Consider the following 22,886-nt stretch of genomic DNA (forward strand, 5'->3'; position numbering starts at 1 on the left):
TCAGCACCGCCGATCCGGCATCGGGATGCACAGGGCGGGCGCGTCGGCGACCGTCTTCGACAGATCGACGGTGGGCGTGCCCGACACACCGAGCGCCGACCCGAGTTGGTTGGCGATCGCGGTCAGCTTGTCGAGCACCGGACCCGACCCGGTGAGGGTCTTCCGTAGTTCGGCGACGATGGCCTTGATCTTGTCGATTTGCGGGTCGATGGTGCCCGAGAGCGCCTCCACGGGCGGTTGGAGGAAGGCGAACAGCGCGTCGACGCCGCGGACGGTCTCGAGTCCCTGTTCCCGGAACTGGAAGAAGCGGTACCCGATCACCCCGACCAGTCGGAGCAGGTTCACCAGCTTCGCCCGACCGTTGTTGAGGGCCCCGAGGTACTCCTCGGTGACGGCGATCGCCCGGTCCAGATCCTCGTCACGGTCACCGAGGGTGGTCGTCACCTGCGACACCTGGGAGATGATGTCGCGCACCGCATCCGACCGTCCCCGTAGCGCGAGGTTGACCTGCGAGAACGTCTCGCGTGCGGTCTGTGCGTCGACCTTGTCGACCACGTCGCCGGAATCGCGGATGACGTCGGTCAGCTCGTACGGGGTCGAGGTGCGTTCGGTGGGGATGTGACCGCGCAGCGGCGACGACCCCTTCGGCGTCACCGCGAGGTAGTGCCCGCCGATGGCCGTCGAGAGTCGGATGTCGGCGCTCGACTCGTCGCGCAGGTTCACCGAGTCGTCGACATCGAAGGTGATCTCGACGTGGTCGCCCACGACCTCCACCGATCGCACCGAGCCGACGACGATACCGGCGACCCGCACCTCGTCCCCGGAACGGATCTGTCCGCTCGAGGTGAAATCGGCCGTGACAGCGGACTTCCCGAACGGCACGACATAGAGCAGCCCGGCGACGACGGCGATGATCACGATCACGACCACCCCACCGAGCCCGAAGACCACCTGCCGACGGCGTACGGAGGCGGCGTCTCGACGCGCGGTCACCAGGGGGCTCATCGGCAGATCACCACCGGGGCGCCGGCGAGCAGCACGCTGGTGATCGGTCCGGGCACCGACTGGCCCCGACCACAGCTGTAGGAGGCCTTGGTCGCCGAGTTCACCGACGCCAACAGCGAATCGAGGACACCGGGGATGCGGGCGAGCAGGTTCGAGGCGTCGTTGGTGGCGGGGATGTACTTGCGCAGCAGTCGGTCGATGTCGGCGTAGTTGCCGTAGTAGACCCCGTTGAGGCTCTGCAGCACCAGTCGTAGCGGGGTGAGCGCCTTCGCGGCCAACGTGAGTGACCGTTCGGTGCCGTCGAGGTCGGACGCCAACGCACCCAGGGCGTCTCCGGTGCGACTGATCAGCTCGTTGAGCCGCGGCGACTTGTACTCGATCTCCTTGGCCACCGAACCGAGACCGGTCACGAACGCGGCCACCATGTCCGACCGGTCGGCGACCAGCGCCGTCGCCTGGTTCAACTTGTCGAGGATGGACCCGAGATCGGGGCCTCGGCCCTGGACCACGGCGAGGATGTTCTCGGTGAACTCGTTGATCTCGGCCGGGTTCAACACCTTGAACACCGGTCGGAGACCGTTGAACAACGCCGTGATGTCGAACGACGGGATGGTCCTGGCACGCGGGATCACCTCGGCGGTGTCGGCGCGGCCGCTGCCCGGGCCGTCGGTGAACACGTCGAGGTAGCGCTCCCCCACCAGGTTCAGGTAGCGGATGGCGATGTCGGTGTTGTCGAACAAGGGCACCGACTTCTGCATCGAGAAGGTGACCCGGGCGATGTCGTCGTGCAGTTCCACCGACGACACCTTTCCCACGCGCACACCCATCTGGCGCACGTCGTTGCCCGGCGACAGGCCCGAGGCGTCGGAGAAGTCGGCGGTCACGGTGCGCTGGTCACCGGAGACCGAGGGCGACAGGGCCCCGACGACGACCCAGGTGGCACCGATCATCACCACCACGAACAGGGCCAGATACACCATCGACGAGCGACGCAGCGTCATCGTCCACCCGCCTTGGGCGCCGGGGGCGCGAGCATCTGCAGGAAGGGGGCGAGTTGCGGCATCTGCGCGACGGTGAGCCCGACCTGCAGGGTCACCTTGCCGTTCTGGGTGGGCATCGACTTCTCGAGGCGCCCCAGCAGTTCTCGAGCGTCGCCGACCGCCGGCGGGATCGACCGCAGCGTCCGCCCCAGGGGCGACCCGGTGACGATGAGCAGGTCGAGAAGGGTGGCCAGACCGTCGTAGTTGTCGCCCACGAGTCCACCGAGCCCGCCGACGGTGTTGACCAGCCCCGACAGGGAATCCTTCACCGCCGTCACCACCTTCGGGTCGGTGTAGGCGGCGGTCTGCTTCGTGAGGTTGATGAGCACCGAGTCGAAGGGCCCCTCGAGGTCTGCGACACCGCGTGTGACCGGGCCGAGGATGCGGATGAAGTCTGCGAGTGGCATCTGCTGCCGGGATGCGGCGAGGTTGAGCAGGTCGAGCCCCGAGCGCACGAGCGGCTGCACTGCGGTGACGAGTCGGTCGGCGATGTCGATGGTGCGGCTGAACTCGTCGCCGGTGATGGTCGTCGAGATCTCACCCACCTGACGCAACAGGTCGGCGACGGAGACGTTCGTCGAGTCGGCACCGATGGTGATCTGTTCACCGTCACGCAGACGCCCCGCGGCCGGTGTCGACCCCGACGCGGTGGAGGTGGCCGCCTGCAATTCGATCCCGGTGACGCCCAACAGGTTCGACGGCGCGTACGCCGCCGACACCCGGTCGGGGATCGACGACGCCTGGTCGGCGTCGATCGACATCGCGATCTCCTGGCGGCCGTCGTCGGTGACGGTGACCCCGTCGACCCGTCCCACGATGAGCCCGCGGTACTTCACGTCGCCGCCGGCGGCGAGTCCGTCACCGACCGAGTCGGTGACCGCCGACACCCGCACCGTGCTGTCGAAATCGCCTCGGGCGTAGAGGGTGAGCGGGATCGCGAGGACCAGCAGGACGACGAGGGTCGCCGCACCGAGAGCGAGAAGTGCCGTCCGTGAGGGGCCGCGCCCGGACGGATCGTGGTACGCCATCAGCCGGAGAACCTGAAGCCGACGTCGGCGCCGTAGAAGACCAGGGTCAGGAGCATGTCCAGGACCACGATCATCACGAAGCTGTTCTTGATCGCGCGGCCCGAGGCGACGCCGACGCCCTCGGGGCCACCACTGGCGTAGAAGCCCTGATAGCAGTGGATGAGGATGACCGCGACGACGAACACGACGGCCTTGATGACGGAGAACAGGATGTCGACGGGTACGAGGAACGCGTTGAAGTAGTGGTAGTAGGTGCCCGAGGACTGCCCGTTGACGGTGTTGACCACGAACGCGCACGACAGGTAGCTCAGGACCAGGGTGATGAGGAACAGCGGGATGATCGTGACGATCCCTGCGATCACGCGGGTGCTCACCACGAACGGGATGGGCCGGATGGCCTGCGCCTCGAGGGCCTCGATCTCCTCGGAGATGCGCATCGACCCGATCTCGGCGGTCATGCGACATCCCGCCTGCGCGGCGAATCCGATCGCCACCACGATCGGCCCGAGTTCGCGGGTGTTGACATACGCCGAGAGGAACCCGGTCAGCGGCCCGATGCCGAACAGTTTCAGGGTCGCGAACGACTCGATGCCGATCGACCCACCCACCGACAGGCCCAGCACCACCAGCACCACGACCGAGCCACCGCCGACGACGAGTCCACCTGATCCCCACATGAGGTCCGACAACGTCGCGAGGGTCTGTCGGCGGTAGACGCGCAGGGCATGCGGGATCGAGCGCATCACGTCGAACACGAAGTAGGCCTGGTGGCCGATACGTTCGACGACCGACACCGGTACCACCGCGGCGCGGCCGAGATTGGTGGTCCACCGCCGCGACTTCGCGTACGTCTGCAATCCGACCATGCGCGTCAGCCCGCCTTCGTCGTCACGAACATCGTGACCAGCTGGGTGACGGCGAGGTTGAGCAGGAAGGACGCCACCACGCCGAGGACCACGGCGGCGTTGACGGCGTCGGCGACGCCGCGGGGCCCGCCACGCGCCTCGAGTCCGCGTTGGCAGGCGATCGCCACCACCACGATGCCGAACAGGATCGACTTGGCCAGCGCGATGACGAGATCGCCGACCCCGGCGAACTGACCGAACCCGCCCAGGTAGCTGCCGGGCGACCCGCCCTGGAAGGACACGTTGATGAAGTAGCCGGCGGTGACGCCGACGAAGATGATCTCCATACAGACCAGCGGCGCGACGAACACGACCGCGAGCAGTCGCGGCGCGACCATCCGTCGCGCGGGGTCGATGCCCATGGTCCGCATCGCGTCGATCTCGTCGCGGACGGTGCGGGCACCGAGGTCGGCGGCGATCGCCGACCCCACCGCACCACCGATGAGCAGCGCGGACGCGATCGGCGCGCCCTGCTGCAGGATGCCGAGCGCTCCGGCCGCACCGGCCAGCGAGGTGGCGCCCAGCTGCTGGGTGAGGCCGCCGACCTGCACCGACAAGATGACGCCGAACGGTATCGCCACCAACACCGCCGGGATCCCCGCCACCCCGGCGAAGAATCCGGTCTGGGTCATCGTCTCGCGCCAGGGATGTCGGAACGTCACCACGTCGCGGACGAGGTGGACGAATGCCGAGACGGTGAGCTCGATGAGCCGGCCCAGGGTCGCGACGGCATCGGCGCCGGTGTCGACCGCCCGCGTGAGGGCGGACGAACCGCGTGGGGAGACTCCCACCGAACCCGCCATCCACCGCTCCCTGCTGTTCTCGACGCCATCCGCCGCTGTGACCGTGGCAACTGTAGTGGTTGCGATGTGACTTTTACTTCATTTGGTGGGGTTCGTTGGACGCCTGACCGGGAACCGTCCGGACGGTCGTGACGACGTCCGAACCACACACCGACCGCGGTCTGCCGACGGCGGGTGGCAGGCTTGCACCATGACCGATTCGCACCCGCAGGACACGTCGCCGACCCCCGCGGGGACCGGCGCGCTCGACGGGATCCGTGTCCTCGAACTCGGCACGCTGATCGCGGGCCCGTTCGGCGCCCGCCTCCTCGGCGACATGGGGGCCGACGTCATCAAGTTCGAGGCGCCGGGCTCCCCCGATCCGCTGCGCGGGTGGGGACAGGCCGAGCGCGACGGCCACCGTTTCCTGTGGACCGTGCACGCGCGCAACAAACGTGCGGTCACCCTCGACCTCCGCGACGATCGCGGCCGGGCGTTGTTCCTCGACATCGTGGCGACCGCGGACATCATCGTGGAGAACTTCCGGCCGGGGACGTTGGAGCGGTTCGGGCTCGGCTACGACGTTCTGCGCGAACGCAACCGGGGGATCATCCTCGTACGGGTCTCCGGTTACGGACAGTCCGGACCCGATTCGGCGCGCACCGGATACGCCTCGGTCGCCGAGGCGGTGAGCGGTCTGCGCCATCTCAACGGATATCCCGGACAACGGCCGCCGCGTCTCGCGCTGTCCCTCGGCGACACCCTCGCCGGGATGTTCGCGGTGCAGGGTGCGTTGGCGGCGCTGTATCGCCGCACGGTGACCGGTGAGGGTCAGGTCGTCGACTGCGCGCTCACCGAATCCTGCCTGGCCGTGCAGGAGTCGACGATTCCCGACTACCATATGGGCGGAGTGGTGCGCGGTCCGTCGGGTACACGCCTCGAGGGCATCGCCCCGTCGAACATCTATCCGAGCGCCGACGGTTCACTCGTGGTGATTGGCGCCAACCAGGACACCCTGTTCCGGCGACTCTGCACGGCGATGGGTCGACCCGAACTCGCCGACGACGAGCGCTACGCGACGCACACCGCACGCGGTCGGCATCAGGACGAACTCGACGCGGAGATCGAGGCGTGGACGTCCACCGTGGCCACCGACGTCCTCATCGAGACACTCAGTGCCGCAGGCGTCGTCGTGGGACCGATCAACACCGTCGCCGAGGTCGTCACCGATCCGCAGATGCTCGCGCGCGACATGATCGTCGACCACCACGACGAGCGGATCGGTGAGACCGTCCTCGGTCCCGGCGTGGTCCCGAAGCTCCTCGGCACCCCCGGGTCGGTGCGCAGCGCCGGCCCGGCCACGCCCGGGCAACACAACGCCGAGGTCTACGCCGATTTCCTCGACCCCGGGCAACTCGCCGACCTCCGCGAGGCGGGTGTGGTGTGACGGCAGGGCCCGAGACCGCGGGGGCAGGGACGACCGGCGCGGCGAGCACACCGAAGGGCCGCCGCACCGAACGGGCTCTGCTCGACGCAGCGCGGACCGTGTTCGCCGAGAAGGGCTACCTCGCAGCCAAGATCGCCGACATCGCCTCGGCCGCCGGACGTTCGACCGGATCGTTCTACAACTACTACGACAGCAAACAACAGCTGCTCGAGGCGCTGCTCGGCGAGTTCGCAGCCCAGGTGCTCGACGAGACCCGACGCAATCTCACGCCCGATCCGGCGGTGAACGTCGAGCGGGCCGTGCGGGCCTACTGGAGTTCCTACCGCGACTACCTGCCGGAGATGATCGGCGCGTTCCAGCTGTCGATGACCGATCCACAGTTCGCCCGATGGTGGCGCCACCGCCGATCCGAGGGCATCCGCGCCGTGCTCGCGGTCTTCCGCTCCGCAGAGGCCACCGGGGTGCAGATCGGGCTCGACAAATACCTGTTCGCGTCGGCGATCGTGTCGATGCTCGAATCCTTCTGTTGGACATGGTTCGTCACCGGTGGCGACGAGGATGTGGAGCGATCGGCGACGTCCGACTCAGGGCGCGACGAGGAGAGCGCGATCATGACGCTCACCGAGATCTGGCGGCGCGGACTGATCAGCCCGGCGCAGAACGATCCCACCCCACCGAATCCGTAGCGACACAAACTATGTCGGCCGGGCACGCAGACATTGGACAAACGCGGTGGGTGTGCCCACAATGGCGGGCGGGGAACACGCGGTACCGGCCGGTCGGCCGACCGTAGGAGACATCCCGGCGGTCGCGAGACCACCGGATCGAGGGGGGAACCTCGTGAACGCACACCACGGAGCTCAACCGTGCCCGGACTCGGACGCGGGGTCGCCGGCGGCGACCCGTCCGACCGCGAACGAGGTCGACCATGTCCTACGACGGGCGTGAACGGGGCGGGGCCGACCTGCGCGAGGTCGGGACCCCCGTCACCGGAGAGGACACCACCGGATCGGTCGTCACCGACACCGACACCCTCGATGGCGACGTCGTCGGAGCAGCGGTGTCGGGCGCAGTCGCCGATGCCGGTCCGTATCGCAGTCTGACGCCGTACGGCGAGCACGACGGCGACATCTTCTTCGGCCGCACCGACCTGTGGCGTCGGCTGCATGTCCGCGCGGTCCCCGGTGGAGGCCTGGTCACCGTCGTCGGTCCGTCCGGTGCAGGCAAGACATCGCTGGTGACGGCCGGACTCATCCCCGAGGTCCGCCGCAGCGGTCTACGTCGTAGTGGACTGGACCGTGGTGGCGAACGCGTCACCGCCACCGTCGCCATGATGACCCCGGGCACCACGCCGATGGCCGCGCTCGAGTCCGCGCGCGCAGCCGCCGACCCCGATGATCATCCCGACGGCACGGCGTGCCTGGTGGTGGTCGATCAGGCCGAGGAACTGTTCACCCTCTGCGACCGCTCGACCCGTACCGAATTCCTCACCGCGCTCGACGGTCTGGCCACCGACGACCGTTTCGCCGTGGTCGTGGTCCTGCGCGCCGACTTCTACGCCCACGCGGTCGCCGAACCGGTACTCGTGGGCACCCTCGACGACCGCGCGGTCGTCGTGCGCACCATGGACGACACCGAACTCCTCGCCGCCGTCACCTCACCCGCTCGCGCATACGGCGCGACGGTCGAGGCCGGCGTCGGCGCCGAGGTCGTCGCCGGTCTCCGCGCCGCCCGGTCCGGCGCGCCTGACCTCGTCGCGCTCGGGATGTTGATGGACCATCTGTGGCGCACCCGCACCGACAACACCCTGACCCTCGCGGCCTACCGCGCGTCGGACCCGCTCGACTCGATCGTCGAGGCCACCGCCGAACGCGCCTGGACCCGGCTCACCGAGGCCGACCGACGCACGGCACGGCTCGTCCTGCTCGCGACTCTGCGCGTCACCGACGACGGTGACGTGGTCGCCGTCGACGTCGCCCGTGGCGACCTGCGCGCACGCCTGAACCGACACCGTCGCCTCGACGCCGTCATCGACCACCTGATCGGCGCGAACCTCGTCCGCGTCGTCGACGATCGCCTCCGACTCACCCACGACTCGCTGCTCACCGCGTGGCCCAGGCTCGCCGACTGGGCGGCCCAGCGCCGCGCCGGCGCCCCGGTCCGGGCCGCGGTGCTCGCCGACGCCATGCGCTGGGACGCCGGCGGCCATCCGGCCGACGAGCTCTACGACACCGCGCGACTGCGGTCGGCCGACCGCGCCGTCGAACCGGTCGACGTCCTCGGTGCACCCGCCGACGCGTTCCTCGCCCGCTCGCGGGAACGGGCGGCCCTGCGCCGGTCCCGACGGCGCGTGCTGCTCGGGGTACTGGTGTTCGTCGCCGTCGTGTCCCTCGTCGTCGCCGTCACCGCGGTGATCCGTGGCGGCGAGACCGCATCCGAACGCGACACCGCGCGCACCGACGCCACCCTCGCCCGGATCGGCGCCACCGCCGCCGCCGACCCGACCGCGTCGGCGCGGCTGGCGCTGCAGGCCTACCGTTCCGCTCCCGGCGATCCCCGCGCCGAGTCGGCGTTGCTGGCGACCCAGTCGACGCCGCTGGCCCGACCGCTGTCAGCCGTGCCGCCGTCGATCGCAGTGGCCACCACCGGATCGCCACGCTCGGAGCGGGTGGCCCTCACCTCCGCCGAGGGCACCGTCCGCATCATCGGCGCCGGCCTCGACTCGCAGGCGACCGCCACGATCGACGCCGCGACCACCGCCCGCGGACCGCAGGCGGTGGCCCTCGACGCCGGTGCCACCCTGCTCGCCGCGGCCGGTGCCGCCGGCGCCGTGCGGTTGTGGCCCATCGATGCCTCGGGCGCGGTCACCGGTGCGCCCGTCGTGGTCGACGGCGGATCGGCACCGGTCGAATCGTTGACCTTCGCACCGAACCGTCCGTGGCTCGCCACCGTCGACGCCGCCGGTGCGGTACGCGTCCTCGACGTCGGCGACCCGCGCCGTCCGGTCGTCCTGTCGACCTTGACCGGCGGATCCGCCGCGCGCACAGCGGTGTTCGCGCCCTCGGCCACACCCGATGTCGCACCGACCCTGGTGGTCGGATCGGCCGACCGCCGCGTCACCGCGTGGAACCTGTCCGATCCCCGCTCCCCCGTCACCGGTGGCGACCGGCTCGTCCTCGACAACCCCGTCGCGGCGGTCGCGGTGTCCTCCGGAGGCGACACCCTCGCCGTCGCCGACGCCGCGGGCTCGATCATGCTCGCCGCGGTGTCGACGTCGGGATTGACCCGGGTCGGTCCCGGCCTCGGTCGGTCGGGCGCCGTCGACCCCGGTGTCGACGACACCGTCGTCGGCGTGTCGAGCCTGTCGTTCGCACCCACCGGACACCGGCTCGCGGTCACCTCGGCCGACGGGTCGACCCGGGTCTGGGACGTCACCCACGCCGATCTGCCCCGCGTACTCACCGGTGACCTCCGGTCGGAGTCGACGACCATCTCCGCGGCACGGTTCACCGACGCCACGACGGTGGTCACGACGGGCAGCGGTGTGCCGCAAGTGTGGTCGCTGCCCGCCGGGCTGCTCGACGGCGGTTTCGGTGGCGTCGCGACCCCGGCGTGTTCCACGGCGACGACGGCGTGTGCGACGTCGTTCGTCGACGGTCCGGTGCAGGTGTGGGACGCCGCGGATCCGTCGGTACCTCGGGGCGGCCTGGTCATCGACGCCCCTGATCACTTCGACGGTGCCGCGATGAGCCCCGACGGCCGCTGGATGATGACCGTCGACTCGCGCCACCTCGCCCAGCTGTGGGATGTCTCGGGGCCCGGCGGGCCGGTCGCGGTCGGTGGTCCCATCGCGCTCGGACCGCAACCGGTGGGCACCATCCGGTTCGGCCCCACGTCGTCGGTACTGGCGATGAGCATGCGCGGCAACACCTCCGTGGGCGTCTACGGCGTCGATCGTCGCGGACTCACACCCGTCACCGATCTCGATCTCGGTGGGGCGCCGATTGCCGCGGTGGCGTTCTCGGCCGACGCCGGGCAGATCGCGCTCGGCGGGTCCACCGGTGTCGTCCGCACCCGCCTCACCCCGTCGGGCACCGGTCAGGTCTCGGGCCGACTGACCCCGGGCTCACCGGTCACCGCGCTCGGATACGTCGACGGCGACGTGGTCGTCGGCGACAGCACCGGCGGCATCACCCGCTACCGGACCGACACCGGCGGTCAGGTCGGGGCGCGCACCCCGCTGGGCCGATGGGCGGTCACCTCGATCGTGGCCCTCGGCACCACGACGGCGACGGCGTCGGCCGACGGCACCGTGCACCGGATCGGCGCCGACGGTTCGGTGCGTCGGGTCGGCAACCTCTACGGCACCGCCGATCAGGGCCCGGCACGGCTCACCGCACTCGGCGACGACACCGTCCTCGTCACCGGCGACGGAGGCGCGCAACAGTTCTGGTCGTTGCGCACCGGCGACGTCGCCGCGCAGGTGTGCCGCGCCACGGCATCCGACGGTTGTTGAGCCCTCAGGCCGGTCGCCAGTTCGACGACAGCTCGACCGCACGTGCCCACGTCGCGACCTGACGGTCGCGCTCGACGGACGGCATCTTCGGTGACCACCGGGCGGCGGCCTGCCAGTTGCGGCGCAGCTGAGCGGTGTCGGTCCAGAACCCGGCCGTGAGACCGGCGCCGTAGGCCGCGCCGAGTGCGACGGCCTCGGCCATCCGCGGCCGCACCACGGGCAACCCGCAGATGTCGGCGATCATCTGCATCAGGAGGTTGTTGGCGGTCATGCCGCCGTCGACGACGAGTTCGGTCAGGCGGGTCGCGGCATCCGCTGCGGCGAGGTCGTCGTTGACCGCCGCGATCATGGCCTGGGCGCCGAAGGCGTTGGTCTCCAACGCCGCCCGCGCGAGGTGCCCGCGGGTGACATAGGCGGTGAGCCCGACGATCAGTCCGCGACTACCCGACACCCAGTGCGGGGCGTGCAGCCCCGAGAACGCCGGCACGATGTAGCAACCCCCGTTGTCCTCGACGGTGCCCGCGAGGGTCTCGATGGCGGCGGCGGTCTCGATGAGCCCGAGATTCTCCTTGAGCCACTCCACCAGCGCGCCCGCGGTCGGGTTGGAGCCCTCGAGTGCGTAACACAGCGGCTCGCCGTCGATCTGGTAGGCGACGGTGGTGATCAGACCGTTGCGCGATCGCACGAGTTCGGCCCCGGTGTTGAACAGCAGGAACCCGCCGGTGCCGAGGGTGTACTTCGATTCGCCGCTCTCCAGGGCGGTCTGCCCCACCAGAGCCGACTGCTGATCGCCGATCATCGCGGTGATCGCGACGCCGGGCACCGGATCGGTGGTGACGCCGACCGCACTCAGCGAGGGGCGGATGTCGGGGAGCATCCGCTCGGGGATGTCGAACGCGGCCAGCAACTCCCGGTCCCACCGTCCGGTCTCGATGTTCATCAGCATGGTGCGCCCGGCGTTGGTGGGGTCGGTGACGTGCAGGCCGCCGTCGACTCCACCGGTCAGGTTCCACACCAGCCAGGTGTCCATGGTGCCGAACAGAACGCTCCCGGCCTGCGCCCCCTCCCGTGCCCCGGGCACCGTGTCGAGCAACCACCGTAGCCGCGGTGCGGAGACATAGTTCGACAGCGGTGTGCCGCTACGGCGATGGAGATCGTCGGCGTCGCCATGGGATCGGAGGTCCTCGACGAGGTCGGATGTACGGGTGTCCTCCCAGACGATGGCCCGGTGTAACGGGATCCCGGTCTCGCGGTCCCAGATCACCGTCGTCTCACGCTGATTGGTGATGCCCAGGCCCACGATCTGTTCGGCCGCCGCGCCCGCCGACCGCAGCGCCTCGGGGATCAGCAGGCGTACCAGCGACCAGATCTCCGAGGCGTCGTGCTCGACCCAGCCCGGCCGGGGGAAGTACTGACGATGACGGCGCTGCGCGACCGACACCAGGACACCCCCGCGGTCGTAGACGATGCAGCGGGTCGAGGTGGTGCCCTGGTCGATCGCGGCCACGTAGCGGGTGCTCATCGGGTCCACCCGCCGGATGCGACGCCGTGACCGAGTTCGCGGGAGATCGACCGGGCCGCGGCGATCACGTTGTCCACGATGGATGTTCGCGGGATCTCGCCGCGACCGCAGATGTCGTCGACCCCGCCCATAACACCCACCGCGGCCATCACCGTGCCCCCGGCGTCACGGATCGGGGCGGCCACCGTGGCCTGGTCGTGCACCAGATCGCCCACCGCGATCGCCCATCCGGTGTCGCGGACGCGGGCGAGTTCGGCGACGAGGAGTCCCGCGTCGACGATCGTGCGCTGGGTGTGGGCGGTGAGGTCGTCGCGCAGCACCGATCGGGAGAGGTGGGCGTCGTAGGCGAGGTGCACGCGACCGAGAGCGCCGGCGTGAGCGGGCACCACCGAGCCGGTCATCAGCGGTCGGGCGCCGCCACCGCGGGTGGCGAGCACGTCGTGCACCACCTGAACGGTGCCGCCGCGCACCACCGTCACCTGCGTGGCCATCCTCGATCGTGACGCGAGCGCGTCGGTCCAGTTGAGGGCGCGCGACCGGATCTCGTTGACATCCCACACGTCGCGGCGCGGCCCGAAGGGATCGTCGGCGAGACGGTATCGGCCGCTGCGTTCGTCCTGCTCGAGCACCCCGCCGGCCACCAACGTGCGCACCAACCCGTGCGCGGTGGACTTCACGACGCCGACGGCGGTGGCGATCTCGGCGAGGGTCATCGGTTCGTCGCGGGCGGCCAACAGATGCATCACCGCGGTGGCGCGTTCGACCGACTGGATGAGACCCGGCACGTCGCCGACGCTACCCGTCGGTCGCGACCCGGGAGGCCGTTCGACAATGCCGAACGCCGTCACTCGTCACAACCGGGACGGGTGCATACCGTCGATGTCACGGTGAGATCCAGATCACCGATCCAGGACTTTCCAACGGCGGAAAAGGACCCATGAGCAGCTACGTAGGCGCCATCGACCAGGGTACGACGAGTACCCGATTCATGATCTTCGATCACAAAGGCGCCGAGGTCGCGCGCCACCAGCTCGAGCACGAACAGGTGATGCCGCAGGCCGGCTGGGTCGAGCACGATCCGATCGAGATCTGGGAGCGCACCTCGTCGGTGCTGCAGAACGGGTTGCGCAAGAAGAACCTCAAGGCAGAGGACCTCGCCGCACTGGGTATCACCAACCAGCGCGAGACCACCGTCGTGTGGAACAAGAACACCGGTCGGCCCTACTACAACGCCATCGTCTGGCAGGACACCCGCACCGACAAGATCGCCTCGGCGCTCGAGCGCTCGGGTAAGGGCGACGTCATCCGCGAGAAGGCGGGCATCCCGCCGGCCACCTATTTCGCCGCGGGCAAGGCGCAGTGGATCCTCGAGAACGTCGAGGGTGTGCGGGCCGACGCCGAGGCGGGCGACGCCCTGTTCGGGACCATCGACACGTGGGTGATCTGGAACCTGACCGGCGGCGTCGACGGCGGAGTGCACGTCACCGACGTTACAAACGCCAGCCGCACCATGCTCATGAACCTCGAGACCCTCGACTGGGACGACGAGCTCATCGCCCTGTTCGACATCCCCAAGCAGATGCTCCCGACGATCGTCGCGTCGTCGCCGACCGAACCGTACGGCCACACCACCCGCACCGGCCCCCTCGCCGGGGAGGTGCCCATCGCCAGTGCGCTCGGCGACCAGCAGGCCGCCATGGTGGGCCAGGTCTGCTTCTCCCCCGGGCAGGCCAAGAACACCTACGGCACTGGGAACTTCCTGCTGCTCAACACCGGCGAGAAGCTGGTGCGGTCGAAGAACGGTCTGCTCACCACCGTCTGCTACCAGTTCGGCGACCAGCCGCCCGTGTACGCACTCGAGGGGTCGATCGCCGTCACCGGTTCGGCCGTACAGTGGCTGCGCGACCAGCTCGGCATCATCTCCGGTGCGGCACAGAGCGAATCGCTGGCCCGCGAGGTCCCCGACAACGGCGGCGTCTACTTCGTCCCCGCGTTCTCCGGCCTCTTCGCGCCCTACTGGCGGTCGGATGCCCGCGGCGCGATCGTCGGTCTGTCGCGCTTCAACAACAACGCCCACATCGCCCGGGCCACACTGGAATCCATCTGCTACCAGAGTCGCGACGTCGCCGACGCCATGGAGAAGGACTCCGGTGTGAAGCTCGAGGTCCTGCGCGTCGACGGCGGTGTCACCGCCAACTCGCTGTGCATGCAGATCCAGTCCGACGTGCTCGGGATACCGGTGAGCCGACCGGTGGTCGCCGAGACCACCGCACTCGGCGCCGCCTACGCGGCCGGGCTGTCGGTGGGGTTCTGGAAGGACACCGAGGAGCTCGAGACGCACTGGAAAGAGGACTCCCGCTGGGAGCCGCACTGGAGCGAAGACGAGCGCGCCGACTACTACGGGCGCTGGCAGAAGGCTGTCACCCGCACCCTCGACTGGGTCGACGTGTGATCGACACACCGTCGCACCAGCCACATCTGATCATCAGGAGCACATTCGCATGACCTTGCAACCCCTTGCCCTCAACCCCGAATCACGCCGCGCCGCATTGGCATCGATGGCGGCGCAGGAGCTCGACGTCCTCGTCATCGGCGGTGGCGTCGTCGGTGGCGGTGCCGCGCTCGACGCTGCGACCCGCGGTCTGCGCGTCGGCCTCGTGGAGGCCATCGACTACGGCGCAGGCACCTCCAGCCGCAGCTCGAAGTTGTTCCACGGCGGCCTCCGCTACCTCAAGCAGCTCAACTTCTCGCTCGTCTTCGAGGCGCTGCGGGAGCGCAAGCTGATGCTCAACACCGTCGCACCGCACCTCGTGCGTCCGGTCGAGTTCATCTTCCCGCTCGTCACCCCCGTCTACGACCGCGCCTACGCCGGCGCCGGCATCGGCTTCTACGATCTGCTCGGCGCAGGACGCGGTGTGCCCCATCACCTCCGACACATCGGCAAGAAGAAGACGTTCTCGATCTTCCCCGGCGCCAAGCGCGGCACCATCCGCGGTGGCGTGCTGTTCTACGAGGGTCAGGTCGACGACGCCCGACACACGATGATGCTGTCGCGCACCGCCGCGAGCTACGGCGCACTGTGCGCCTCGAGTGCACGTGTCACCAGCTACCTGCGTGAGGGCGACCGGGTGGTCGGTGCCCGCATCGAGGATCTCGAATCCGGTGAGCAGGTGGAGGTCCGCGCGAAGCACGTGGTCAACGCCGCGGGCGTGTGGACCGACGAGCTGCAGGAGATGGTGGGCAGCACGAGCGGTCTGCGGGTAAAGGCGTCGAAGGGTGTCCACATCGTGGTACCCCGCGACCGCATCGACTCCGCCGTCGGCCTCATCACCGAGACCGAGAAGAGCCTGCTGTTCGTCATCCCGTGTCCGTGGAGCGACGACTTCTGGATCATCGGCACCACCGACACCGAGTGGGACCTCGACCTCGCGCACCCCGCCGCGAGCAGTGCCGATCTCGACTACATCCTCGCCGAGGTCAACGTGATGCTCGAGAAGCCACTGGTGCGCGACGACATCGTCGGTGTCTACGCGGGTCTGCGGCCGTTGCTGGCCGGCGAGTCCGACCAGACCAGCAAGCTCTCGCGTGAGCACGCCGTGGTTCCGGCCGCGCCGGGTCTCACCGTGATCGCGGGCGGCAAGTACACCACCTACCGGGTGATGGCCGCCGACGCCATCGACGCCGCGGTCGAGGGGGTTCTCAGAAGCGGTCGTCGCAGTGTCGAACCCTCGCGCACCGACCGGGTCGCCCTGGTGGGCGCCGAGGGGTTCGACGACCTGTGGGAGGCGCGGGTGCGCCTCGCCAACGAGCACGACCTGCCGGTGAAGACCATCGAGCACCTCCTGCACCGGTACGGCAGCGCGATCTCGGAGATCTTCGCGATCATCGACGCCGAGCCCGAACTGGCCCGTCCCGTCGCCGCGAGCGACAACCGGTACCTCGGTGCCGAGATCCGCTACGCGGTGACCCACGAGGGTGCGCTGCACCTCGTCGACATCCTCGCCCGACGCACCCGGATGTCGATCGAGACGACCGATCGCGGCACCGGTGCCGCGGTGGAGGTCGCCGACATCGTCGCCGGCCCGCTGGGCTGGGACGCCGAGCAGCGTGCGCGCGAGATCGAGAACTACCGTGCGCGTGTCGCGGCGGAGATCGAGTCGCAGCGTCAGCCCGACGACGCGACCGCCGACGCCGCCCGCATGGGTGCGCCCGGCGTGCGCGGATCGGCCGCCGTCGCGGACGTCTCCGCGTGAGCACGGTGACCGACGGCCAGATCTGGCTGTGGGAGATCATCGGCACCGCGGTGCTGATCCTCCTCGGCGCAGGTGTCGTCGCGGGCAACAACCTGGTGAAGTCCGGTTTCCACAACAGCGGTGGCCTGTTCATCAACTTCGGTTGGGGCCTCGCGGTGTTCGCGGGCGCGTCGATCGCGTGGCAGTCCGGTGCGCACCTCAACCCGGCGGTCACCCTCGGGCTCGCGATCGCGGACAAGACACCGTGGTCGCAGGTGCCGATCTACATCTGCGCGCAGATGATCGGCGCGTTCATCGGGGCCATGCTCTGTTATCTGGCCTACAAGAAGAACTTCGACGCGGATCCACATCCGGAGAACACCCGTGGCATCTTCTGCACGGGACCGCAGGTGAAGAACTACTTCTGGAACACCGTCACCGAGGTGATCGGCACGTTCGTGCTGGTGTTCTGGATCCTGCGGTCGCCGGCGATCTCGCAGAACGGGGGCACGCTCGACCTGGGCAACTCCGGACTGGGTTACGCCGGAGTCGCTTTCGTGGTCCTCGTCATCGGCAACAGCCTCGGTGGCCCCACCGGGTACGCCATCAACCCGGCTCGCGATCTCGCGCCGCGTATCGCGTACGCCCTGATGCCCATCAAGGGCAAGGGCAGTCTCGAGTGGAACTACGCGTGGGTTCCCGTGGTGGGCCCGATCATCGGCGGTGCGCTCGCGGGTGGTCTGTTCCTGCTCACCCAGAACGTCTGAGGCATCCCACCCTCGACGCTGCGGAAAGTCGCGACACATCCACCCGCCCCGAGCACAATGGGGCGGGTGGATTGCGATCTGATCGTCATCGGCGCGGGTATCGCGGGCGTGTCGACGGCCTGTGAACTCGGTTCCGACCGTTCGGTGCTCGTGCTCGACCAGGAGGCGACGCCGGCGTTCCACTCCACCGGCCGCTCGGCGGCGCTGTTCCTCGAGTCCTACGGCAACGGACCCATCCGCGCCCTCACCACCGGCAGCCGCGATGCCCTCCTCGACCCGCCCGACTTCTTCGACCGCCCGCTGCTCACGCCGCGACCGATGCTGCAGTTCGCACGCCCCGGCCGTGGCGACGCCGTGCGGGACATGTTCGCCTCGGTCCGCGGACTCGCCCCAGATGTCGAACTGCTCTCCCCCACCGACGCCGTCGCGTTGTTCCCCGCGCTGCGCGTCGAGGCCGTCGAGATCGCACTCCACGAGCCGGGATCGATGGAGATCGACGTCCACGCCGTGCACCAGGGTTTCCTGCGCGGCCTGCGGCAGCGCGGCGGCGAGGTCCGCACCTCCTCGGCGGTGTCGGCGATGGTGCGTGACGGGGACGTCTGGGAGGTGACGACCACCTCGGGCGACGTCCATCGCGCGCCGGCAGTCGTCAACGCGGCCGGGGCGTGGGCCGATGCGGTCGCCGCGATCGCCGGCGCACGCGCGATCGGACTGAGTCCACGCCGGCGCACCGTGTTCATGGTCGCCTGCCCCGATGATCTCACCGGAGCGACGATCCCGACGGTCAGCGACATCGACGAGTCCTTCTACCTCAAACCCGAAGGCGCACAGCTGCTGTGCTCTCCGGCCGACGAGACCCCGGTCGATCCCCACGACGCACGTCCCGACGAACTCGAGATCGCCCGCGCACTCGACGTCATCGCCGAGTGCACCACGATCGGCGCACGACACGTGCGGTCGTCGTGGGCGGGACTGCGATCGTTCGTGGCCGACCGCACCCCGGTCGTCGGGCCCGACCCGGACGTGCCCGGACTGTTCTGGTGCGCGGGACAGGGTGGCTACGGGATCCAGACCTGCGCCGCCATGGCGCGGATCACCGCGGCCGCGGTCCGCGGCGAGACCGTCCCCGCCTATCTGGCCACGCTGGGGGTGTCGTTCGACGACCTGTCGCCGGCGCGGGCCGCACTCCGAACTCCCTGAACCCGACACGCGCGTGGGCACATTGCCGGAATGATCCCTCTCCGAGGTGTTCTGACAGCGTTTTCACAGACACCCGGTACCCGATTGTCAGGAGCGCCGATCAGCGTGCAGTCGTGACCACCGACATCGTTCCTCCCGAGACCCGGCCGACCGTGACCCGCACGTCGTCCTCGCCGCCCGGCCTGACGCCTGCGCGAAACCTCGACCGGGTCGCCGTCGGCGTCCTGCTGCTCGCCACCGCGGTCTTCTACCTGTGGAACATCACCGTCAACGGCAGCGCCAACGTGTTCTACGCGGGCGCCGCGTGGGCGGGATCGCGGAACTGGGAGGCACTGCTGTTCGGGTCGGTCGACCCGTCGAACTTCATCACCGTCGACAAACCGCCCGTGTCGCAATGGGTGATGGGCCTGTCGGGGCAGATCTTCGGCTACTCGAGCGCGAGCATGTTGATCCCCGAGGCGCTGATGGGTGTCGCATCGGTGGCGCTGATGTACGCCGCGGGCACCCGGGTCGCGGGACGTCCGGCCGGACTCCTCGCCGGTGCCGCCCTCGCGCTGACACCGGTCGCGGCCATGATGTTCCGGTTCAACAACCCCGATGCCGCGATGGTGCTGCTGATGACGGCGGGCGCGTACTGCGCCATCCGCGCGACCGCCGTCGCCTCGGCCCGTTGGCTCGCACTCGCCGGTGTCGCCGTCGGGTTCGCGTTCCTCGCCAAGATGCTCGAGGGCCTGATGGTGCTGCCTGCCCTCGGGCTCGTCTACCTCGTCGCCGCACCCGCCGGCCTCGGGAAGCGGGTCCGTGACCTGCTCATCGCCGCAGTCGCGATGGTCGTCTCGGCCGGTTGGTACGTGCTGCTGACCCTGCTGTGGCCCGCGTCGTCGCGCCCGTATCTCGCGGGGTCGACCGACAACAACTTCATGAACCTGGTGCTCGGCTACAACGGTCTCGCCCGCATCGAGGGCAAGCAGGGCGGCGGCGCCGGCCGGTCGATCGCCGATTCGCCACTGGCGACCGAGTTGATGGAGCGGGTGCGCAGCCGCGCCGGTTCGCGCGGCGGCGGATCGATGTTCGCCGACGGTCCCGGGATCACCCGCCTGTTCACCGGCGAGTTCGGCATCGAGATCTCGTGGCTGCTCCCCGCGGCCCTCGTCGCGCTCGTCGCGGTGATCGCTCTTCGGGGACGGCGTCCGCGCACCGACATCGTCCGGGCCGGGGCCATCCTCTTCGGCACGTGGCTGATCGTCGACGGGATCGTCCTGTCGTACATGAAGTCCAACCCGCACCCGTACTACTCGCTGGCCATCGCACCGCCCATCGCCGGGCTCGTCGGCATCGGCGTCGTCGAGTGCTGGCGGCAGCGTCACCGCGCGACGGGCGCCGTCGGTCTCGCGGCGATCGTGGCCGCGGCCGGCATCTGGGGTTTCGTCCTCATGGAGCGGCAGTCGAGCTGGCTGCCCGGCATCACCTGGGCCGCACTGGCCGCGACGGTCGTCGCGGTGGTCGCGATCCTGGTGATCGGGCTCCGTGGTGACCGGCGTCTGCTGGGGCGTCGGGCGCTGATCGGGGTCGCGGCCGTCTCGGTGTTCGCAGCGCTCGCCGCGCCCGCGGCCTACGCCGCCGAGGTCGTCGCGACACCGCACACCGGTGGTGGCCCGTCGGTCAGCCCGGCGTCGGAGGACCATCACTCGAAGGACGCAGGCGGGTTCGGGTCGTTCTTCGGCGGCGGGGGTGGGAAGTCGGCGGAGCTGACCTCGCTGCTCGACGCCACCACCTCGCGCTGGTCGGCTGCGGTCAGCCGGTCCTCGGCTGCCGCACAGATCGAACTCGACACCCGCACACCGGTGATGGCGATCGGCGGGTTCACCAACGACCCGGCACCCACGCTCGCGCAGTTCGAGCAGTACGTGCGCAACGGCGACGTCACCTACTATCTGCTGTCGTCGTCGGGCGGAGGGTCGTCGGGACGCGGTTCGAGCGACGCCACCCTCGGCCGAAGCCTCGGCCTGACCACCCGCGAGGCCTCCCAGGCGCAGGAACTGTTGTCGCGCTACAACTCACGCTCGGTCACCGGCCAGATCCAACAGTGGGTCCAGGAGCACTACCGAGCCGAGAAGGTGGGCAGCTACGAGGTCTACGACCTCCGCCACCCCACCACCTGACCGCGTTCGCGCTCCGCCCGGCGCGCGTCCACCGTTCATTCGCGCACCGAACGGAGCGCGCGGTTGCGCGGTGGGCGCGCGTTCAGTCCGATCAGTGGGCGAAGTGGCGGGATCCCGTCAGGTAGAGCGTGATGCCGGCCTCGGTGGCGGCGTCGATGACCTCGTTGTCGCGGATCGACCCGCCGGGCTGCACGATCGCGCGGACGCCCGCGGCGGTCAGCACCGTCAGGCCGTCGGGGAACGGGAAGAACGCATCCGAGGCGCCGACGCTGCCCGCGGCGCGGTCACCGGCGCGCTGGACGGCGAGATGCGCCGAGTCGACGCGGTTGACCTGCCCCATCCCGACCCCGACCGACGCGCCGTCGGAGGCGAGCAGGATCGCGTTGCTCTTCACCGAACGGCATGCGCGCCAGGCGAACTGCAGGTCGGCGAGGGTGGCGGCGTCGGCGGGTTCACCGGTCGCGAGTTGCCAGTTCCGCGGGTCGTCGCCGTCGGCGTCGACGATGTCGCGTTGCTGCACGAGCAGTCCGCCGGAGATGGGACGCAGTTCGCTTCCCGCGCGCTCCGGCGGTGTCGCCAACAGGATGCGGATGTTCTTCTTGCGGGTGAGGACGCCGAGGGCGCCGTCGTCGAAACCGGGCGCGACGAGGACCTCGGTGAAGATCTCCGCGATCTGCTCGGCCATCGCGACGCTCACCGACGTGTTGGTCGCGATGACGCCGCCGTAGGCGCTGACCGGATCACACTCGTGGGCCTTGCGATGCGCCTCGGCGATGTCGCCGGTCTCACCGGCGATCGCGATGCCACAGGGGTTGGCGTGCTTGATGATCGCGACCGCGGGACGATCGAAGTCATGTGCGGCGCGCCACGCGGCATCGGCGTCGGTGTAGTTGTTGTAGCTCATCTCCTTGCCGTGGAGCTGCTCGGCACGGGCGAGCCCGCCCGAGCCGGTGCCGTCGACATAGAGGGCCGCGGACTGGTGCGGGTTCTCGCCGTAGCGCAGCGGCGCCGAGAGGGTCCAGGCCCGACCGGTCCACGCGGGCGCGGCGTCGCCGGCGAGCTGCGCGGCCAACCAACCGGCCACCGCGACGTCGTATTCGGCGGTGTGGGCGAACGCCTTCGCGGCCAGCGCGGTCCGCTCGGCGAGGGTGAAGCCGCCGTCACCGACGGCCGCGATCACCTGCGCGTAGTCCTCGGGGTCGACCACCACGGCCACCGAGGGATGGTTCTTCGCCGCACCTCGCACCATGGACGGGCCGCCGATGTCGATCTGCTCGACGCACTCGTCGAAGCCTGCGCCGGAGGCGACGGTCGCCGAGAACGGGTACAGGTTGCCGACGACGAGGTCAAACGGCGCGATCTCGAGTTCGGTGAGCTGATCGCGGTGTGACTGCTTCCGGGAGTCGGCGAGGATCCCCGCGTGCACCCGCGGGTGCAGGGTCTTCACGCGCCCGTCGAGGCATTCCGGGAAGCCGGTGAGGTCGGACACCTCGATCACCGGGACACCCTCGGCGGCAATGGTCTTCGCCGTCGAGCCGGTCGACACGATCTCCACCCCCGCCCCGTGCAGAGCGGCGGCGAGGTCGGTGAGACCGGCCTTGTCGTACACGCTGATCAGCGCGCGACGGATGGGGATGCGGGGGCCTTCACTCACGAGAAACGGACCTTTCGTCCTTCGGACACAACAGTTCTGGTCACAAACGCCGCGATGACCTGGACCAGCAGGACACGCTCGACGGTCTTGATGCGATCGTGCAGGGAGAACTCGTCATCTCTGTCGTCGATCATCACCGGCGCCTGCGCGAGGATGGGGCCGGTGTCGACTCCGTCGTCGACGAGATGCACCGTCGCGCCGGTCACCTTCACGCCGTGCGCCAGCGCGTCGCGCACGGCGTGCGCTCCGGGGAACGACGGGAGCAGCGCGGGATGGGAGTTGATGATCCGTCCGGTGAACCGGTCGAGGAACGCCGCGCCCAGGATCTTCATGAAGCCCGCGGTGACGACGAGATCGGCACCGAGGTCGGCGACAGTGTCGGTGAGCGCGACGTCCCAGGCGCTGCGATCTGCGTGATCGGCGACGATGCAGCGGCGCAGCTCGATTCCCGCCGCGGCGGCGAGCTCGGCGGCTCGGCAGTCACGATCGACGACGACGCCGGTGATCCGCGCGGGGAAGCTCGGGGCCGCGGTGGCGTCGATGATCGCCGCCAGCAACGAACCCGTACCCGAGGCCAGCACGACCACCGCGGGGCGGTCGTCGGGTGACGTGGCGTTCAGGGTCGA

Annotated in this window: 17 protein-coding genes; 8 read left to right on the plus strand and 9 right to left on the minus strand. The window is 69.7% G+C overall.

The genetic code is table 11. The features are described 5' to 3' along the window. Genes ACLBW1_RS07970 through ACLBW1_RS07990 form a run of 5 tightly spaced genes read right to left on the minus strand, consistent with a single transcriptional unit; the run spans position 1 to position 4,781 of the window. Positions 1-1,005, minus strand: coding sequence for an MlaD family protein (locus ACLBW1_RS07970; protein ID WP_447811293.1), 1,005 nt, complete (start codon positions 1,003-1,005; stop codon positions 1-3). Next, positions 1,002-2,006: an MlaD family protein gene (locus ACLBW1_RS07975; RefSeq protein WP_447811294.1), complete on the minus strand. Its 1,005-nt coding sequence runs from the start codon at positions 2,004-2,006 to the stop codon at positions 1,002-1,004. The genes ACLBW1_RS07970 and ACLBW1_RS07975 overlap by 4 nt, the downstream gene beginning before the upstream one ends. Next, positions 2,003-3,073 carry an MlaD family protein gene (locus ACLBW1_RS07980; RefSeq protein ID WP_447811295.1) on the minus strand — a complete coding sequence of 357 codons (1,071 nt, stop codon included), beginning with the start codon at positions 3,071-3,073 and terminating at the stop codon, positions 2,003-2,005. Before ACLBW1_RS07980 ends, ACLBW1_RS07975 begins: the two co-directional genes overlap by 4 nt. Beyond that, entirely contained in the window at positions 3,073-3,939 is an 867-nt protein-coding gene (locus ACLBW1_RS07985) for an ABC transporter permease (protein ID WP_447811296.1), read from the minus strand. Before ACLBW1_RS07985 ends, ACLBW1_RS07980 begins: the two co-directional genes overlap by 1 nt. Before the next feature lie 5 nt (positions 3,940-3,944). Continuing rightward, complete coding sequence (locus tag ACLBW1_RS07990) at positions 3,945-4,781, minus strand: MlaE family ABC transporter permease (RefSeq protein WP_447811297.1); 837 nt, start codon at positions 4,779-4,781, stop codon at positions 3,945-3,947. 190 nt (positions 4,782-4,971) lie between these two features. Between ACLBW1_RS07990 and ACLBW1_RS07995 the strand changes: the two genes are divergently transcribed. The 3 genes from ACLBW1_RS07995 to ACLBW1_RS08005 all read left to right on the plus strand — a co-directional run bounded on the left by ACLBW1_RS07995 (position 4,972) and on the right by ACLBW1_RS08005 (position 10,723). Further along, positions 4,972-6,207 (plus strand): CaiB/BaiF CoA transferase family protein, encoded by a 1,236-nt coding sequence (locus ACLBW1_RS07995; protein WP_447811298.1) that lies wholly within the window; start codon positions 4,972-4,974, stop codon positions 6,205-6,207. Further along, positions 6,204-6,893, plus strand: coding sequence for a TetR/AcrR family transcriptional regulator (locus ACLBW1_RS08000; RefSeq protein WP_447811299.1), 690 nt, complete (start codon positions 6,204-6,206; stop codon positions 6,891-6,893). The genes ACLBW1_RS07995 and ACLBW1_RS08000 overlap by 4 nt, the downstream gene beginning before the upstream one ends. 242 nt (positions 6,894-7,135) lie before the next feature. Then, the gene (locus tag ACLBW1_RS08005) at positions 7,136-10,723 is read left to right on the plus strand and encodes an nSTAND1 domain-containing NTPase (RefSeq protein WP_447811300.1); all 3,588 of its coding nucleotides are present in this window, start codon (positions 7,136-7,138) and stop codon (positions 10,721-10,723) included. A 4-nt stretch (positions 10,724-10,727) separates the two neighbouring features. Here ACLBW1_RS08005 and glpK (ACLBW1_RS08010) read toward each other — a convergent pair whose 3' ends face one another. Both glpK (ACLBW1_RS08010) and ACLBW1_RS08015 read right to left on the minus strand, forming a co-directional pair. Beyond that, entirely contained in the window at positions 10,728-12,245 is a 1,518-nt protein-coding gene (glpK, locus tag ACLBW1_RS08010; protein ID WP_447811301.1) for a glycerol kinase GlpK, read from the minus strand. Beyond that, complete coding sequence (locus tag ACLBW1_RS08015; protein WP_447811302.1) at positions 12,242-13,030, minus strand: IclR family transcriptional regulator; 789 nt, start codon at positions 13,028-13,030, stop codon at positions 12,242-12,244. The genes glpK (ACLBW1_RS08010) and ACLBW1_RS08015 overlap by 4 nt, the downstream gene beginning before the upstream one ends. Before the next feature lie 152 nt (positions 13,031-13,182). Here ACLBW1_RS08015 and glpK (ACLBW1_RS08020) point away from each other — a divergent pair, with 152 nt between their 5' ends. From glpK (ACLBW1_RS08020) to ACLBW1_RS08040, 5 genes are all read left to right on the plus strand, one after another. Beyond that, a complete protein-coding gene (gene glpK / locus ACLBW1_RS08020; RefSeq protein ID WP_447811303.1) occupies positions 13,183-14,697 on the plus strand; it encodes a glycerol kinase GlpK in 1,515 nt (504 codons plus the stop codon). A 49-nt stretch (positions 14,698-14,746) separates the two neighbouring features. Next, complete coding sequence (locus ACLBW1_RS08025; protein ID WP_447811304.1) at positions 14,747-16,498, plus strand: glycerol-3-phosphate dehydrogenase/oxidase; 1,752 nt, start codon at positions 14,747-14,749, stop codon at positions 16,496-16,498. Between the two features lie 5 nt (positions 16,499-16,503). Further along, a complete protein-coding gene (locus tag ACLBW1_RS08030) occupies positions 16,504-17,244 on the plus strand; it encodes an MIP/aquaporin family protein (protein WP_447812134.1) in 741 nt (246 codons plus the stop codon). Positions 17,245-17,301: 57 nt separating this feature from the next. Next, positions 17,302-18,444: an NAD(P)/FAD-dependent oxidoreductase gene (locus ACLBW1_RS08035; protein ID WP_447811305.1), complete on the plus strand. Its 1,143-nt coding sequence runs from the start codon at positions 17,302-17,304 to the stop codon at positions 18,442-18,444. 113 nt (positions 18,445-18,557) lie between these two features. Then, entirely contained in the window at positions 18,558-20,606 is a 2,049-nt protein-coding gene (locus ACLBW1_RS08040; protein ID WP_447811306.1) for an ArnT family glycosyltransferase, read from the plus strand. Positions 20,607-20,697: 91 nt separating this feature from the next. Here ACLBW1_RS08040 and purH read toward each other — a convergent pair whose 3' ends face one another. Both purH and purN read right to left on the minus strand, forming a co-directional pair. Further along, positions 20,698-22,260, minus strand: coding sequence for a bifunctional phosphoribosylaminoimidazolecarboxamide formyltransferase/IMP cyclohydrolase (gene purH / locus ACLBW1_RS08045; RefSeq protein ID WP_447811307.1), 1,563 nt, complete (start codon positions 22,258-22,260; stop codon positions 20,698-20,700). Further along, positions 22,257-22,880 (minus strand): phosphoribosylglycinamide formyltransferase, encoded by a 624-nt coding sequence (gene purN / locus ACLBW1_RS08050; protein ID WP_447812135.1) that lies wholly within the window; start codon positions 22,878-22,880, stop codon positions 22,257-22,259. The genes purH and purN overlap by 4 nt, the downstream gene beginning before the upstream one ends. Positions 22,881-22,886: the final 6 nt, after the last annotated feature.

The sequence above is a fragment of the Williamsia sp. M5A3_1d genome (assembly GCF_053345315.1).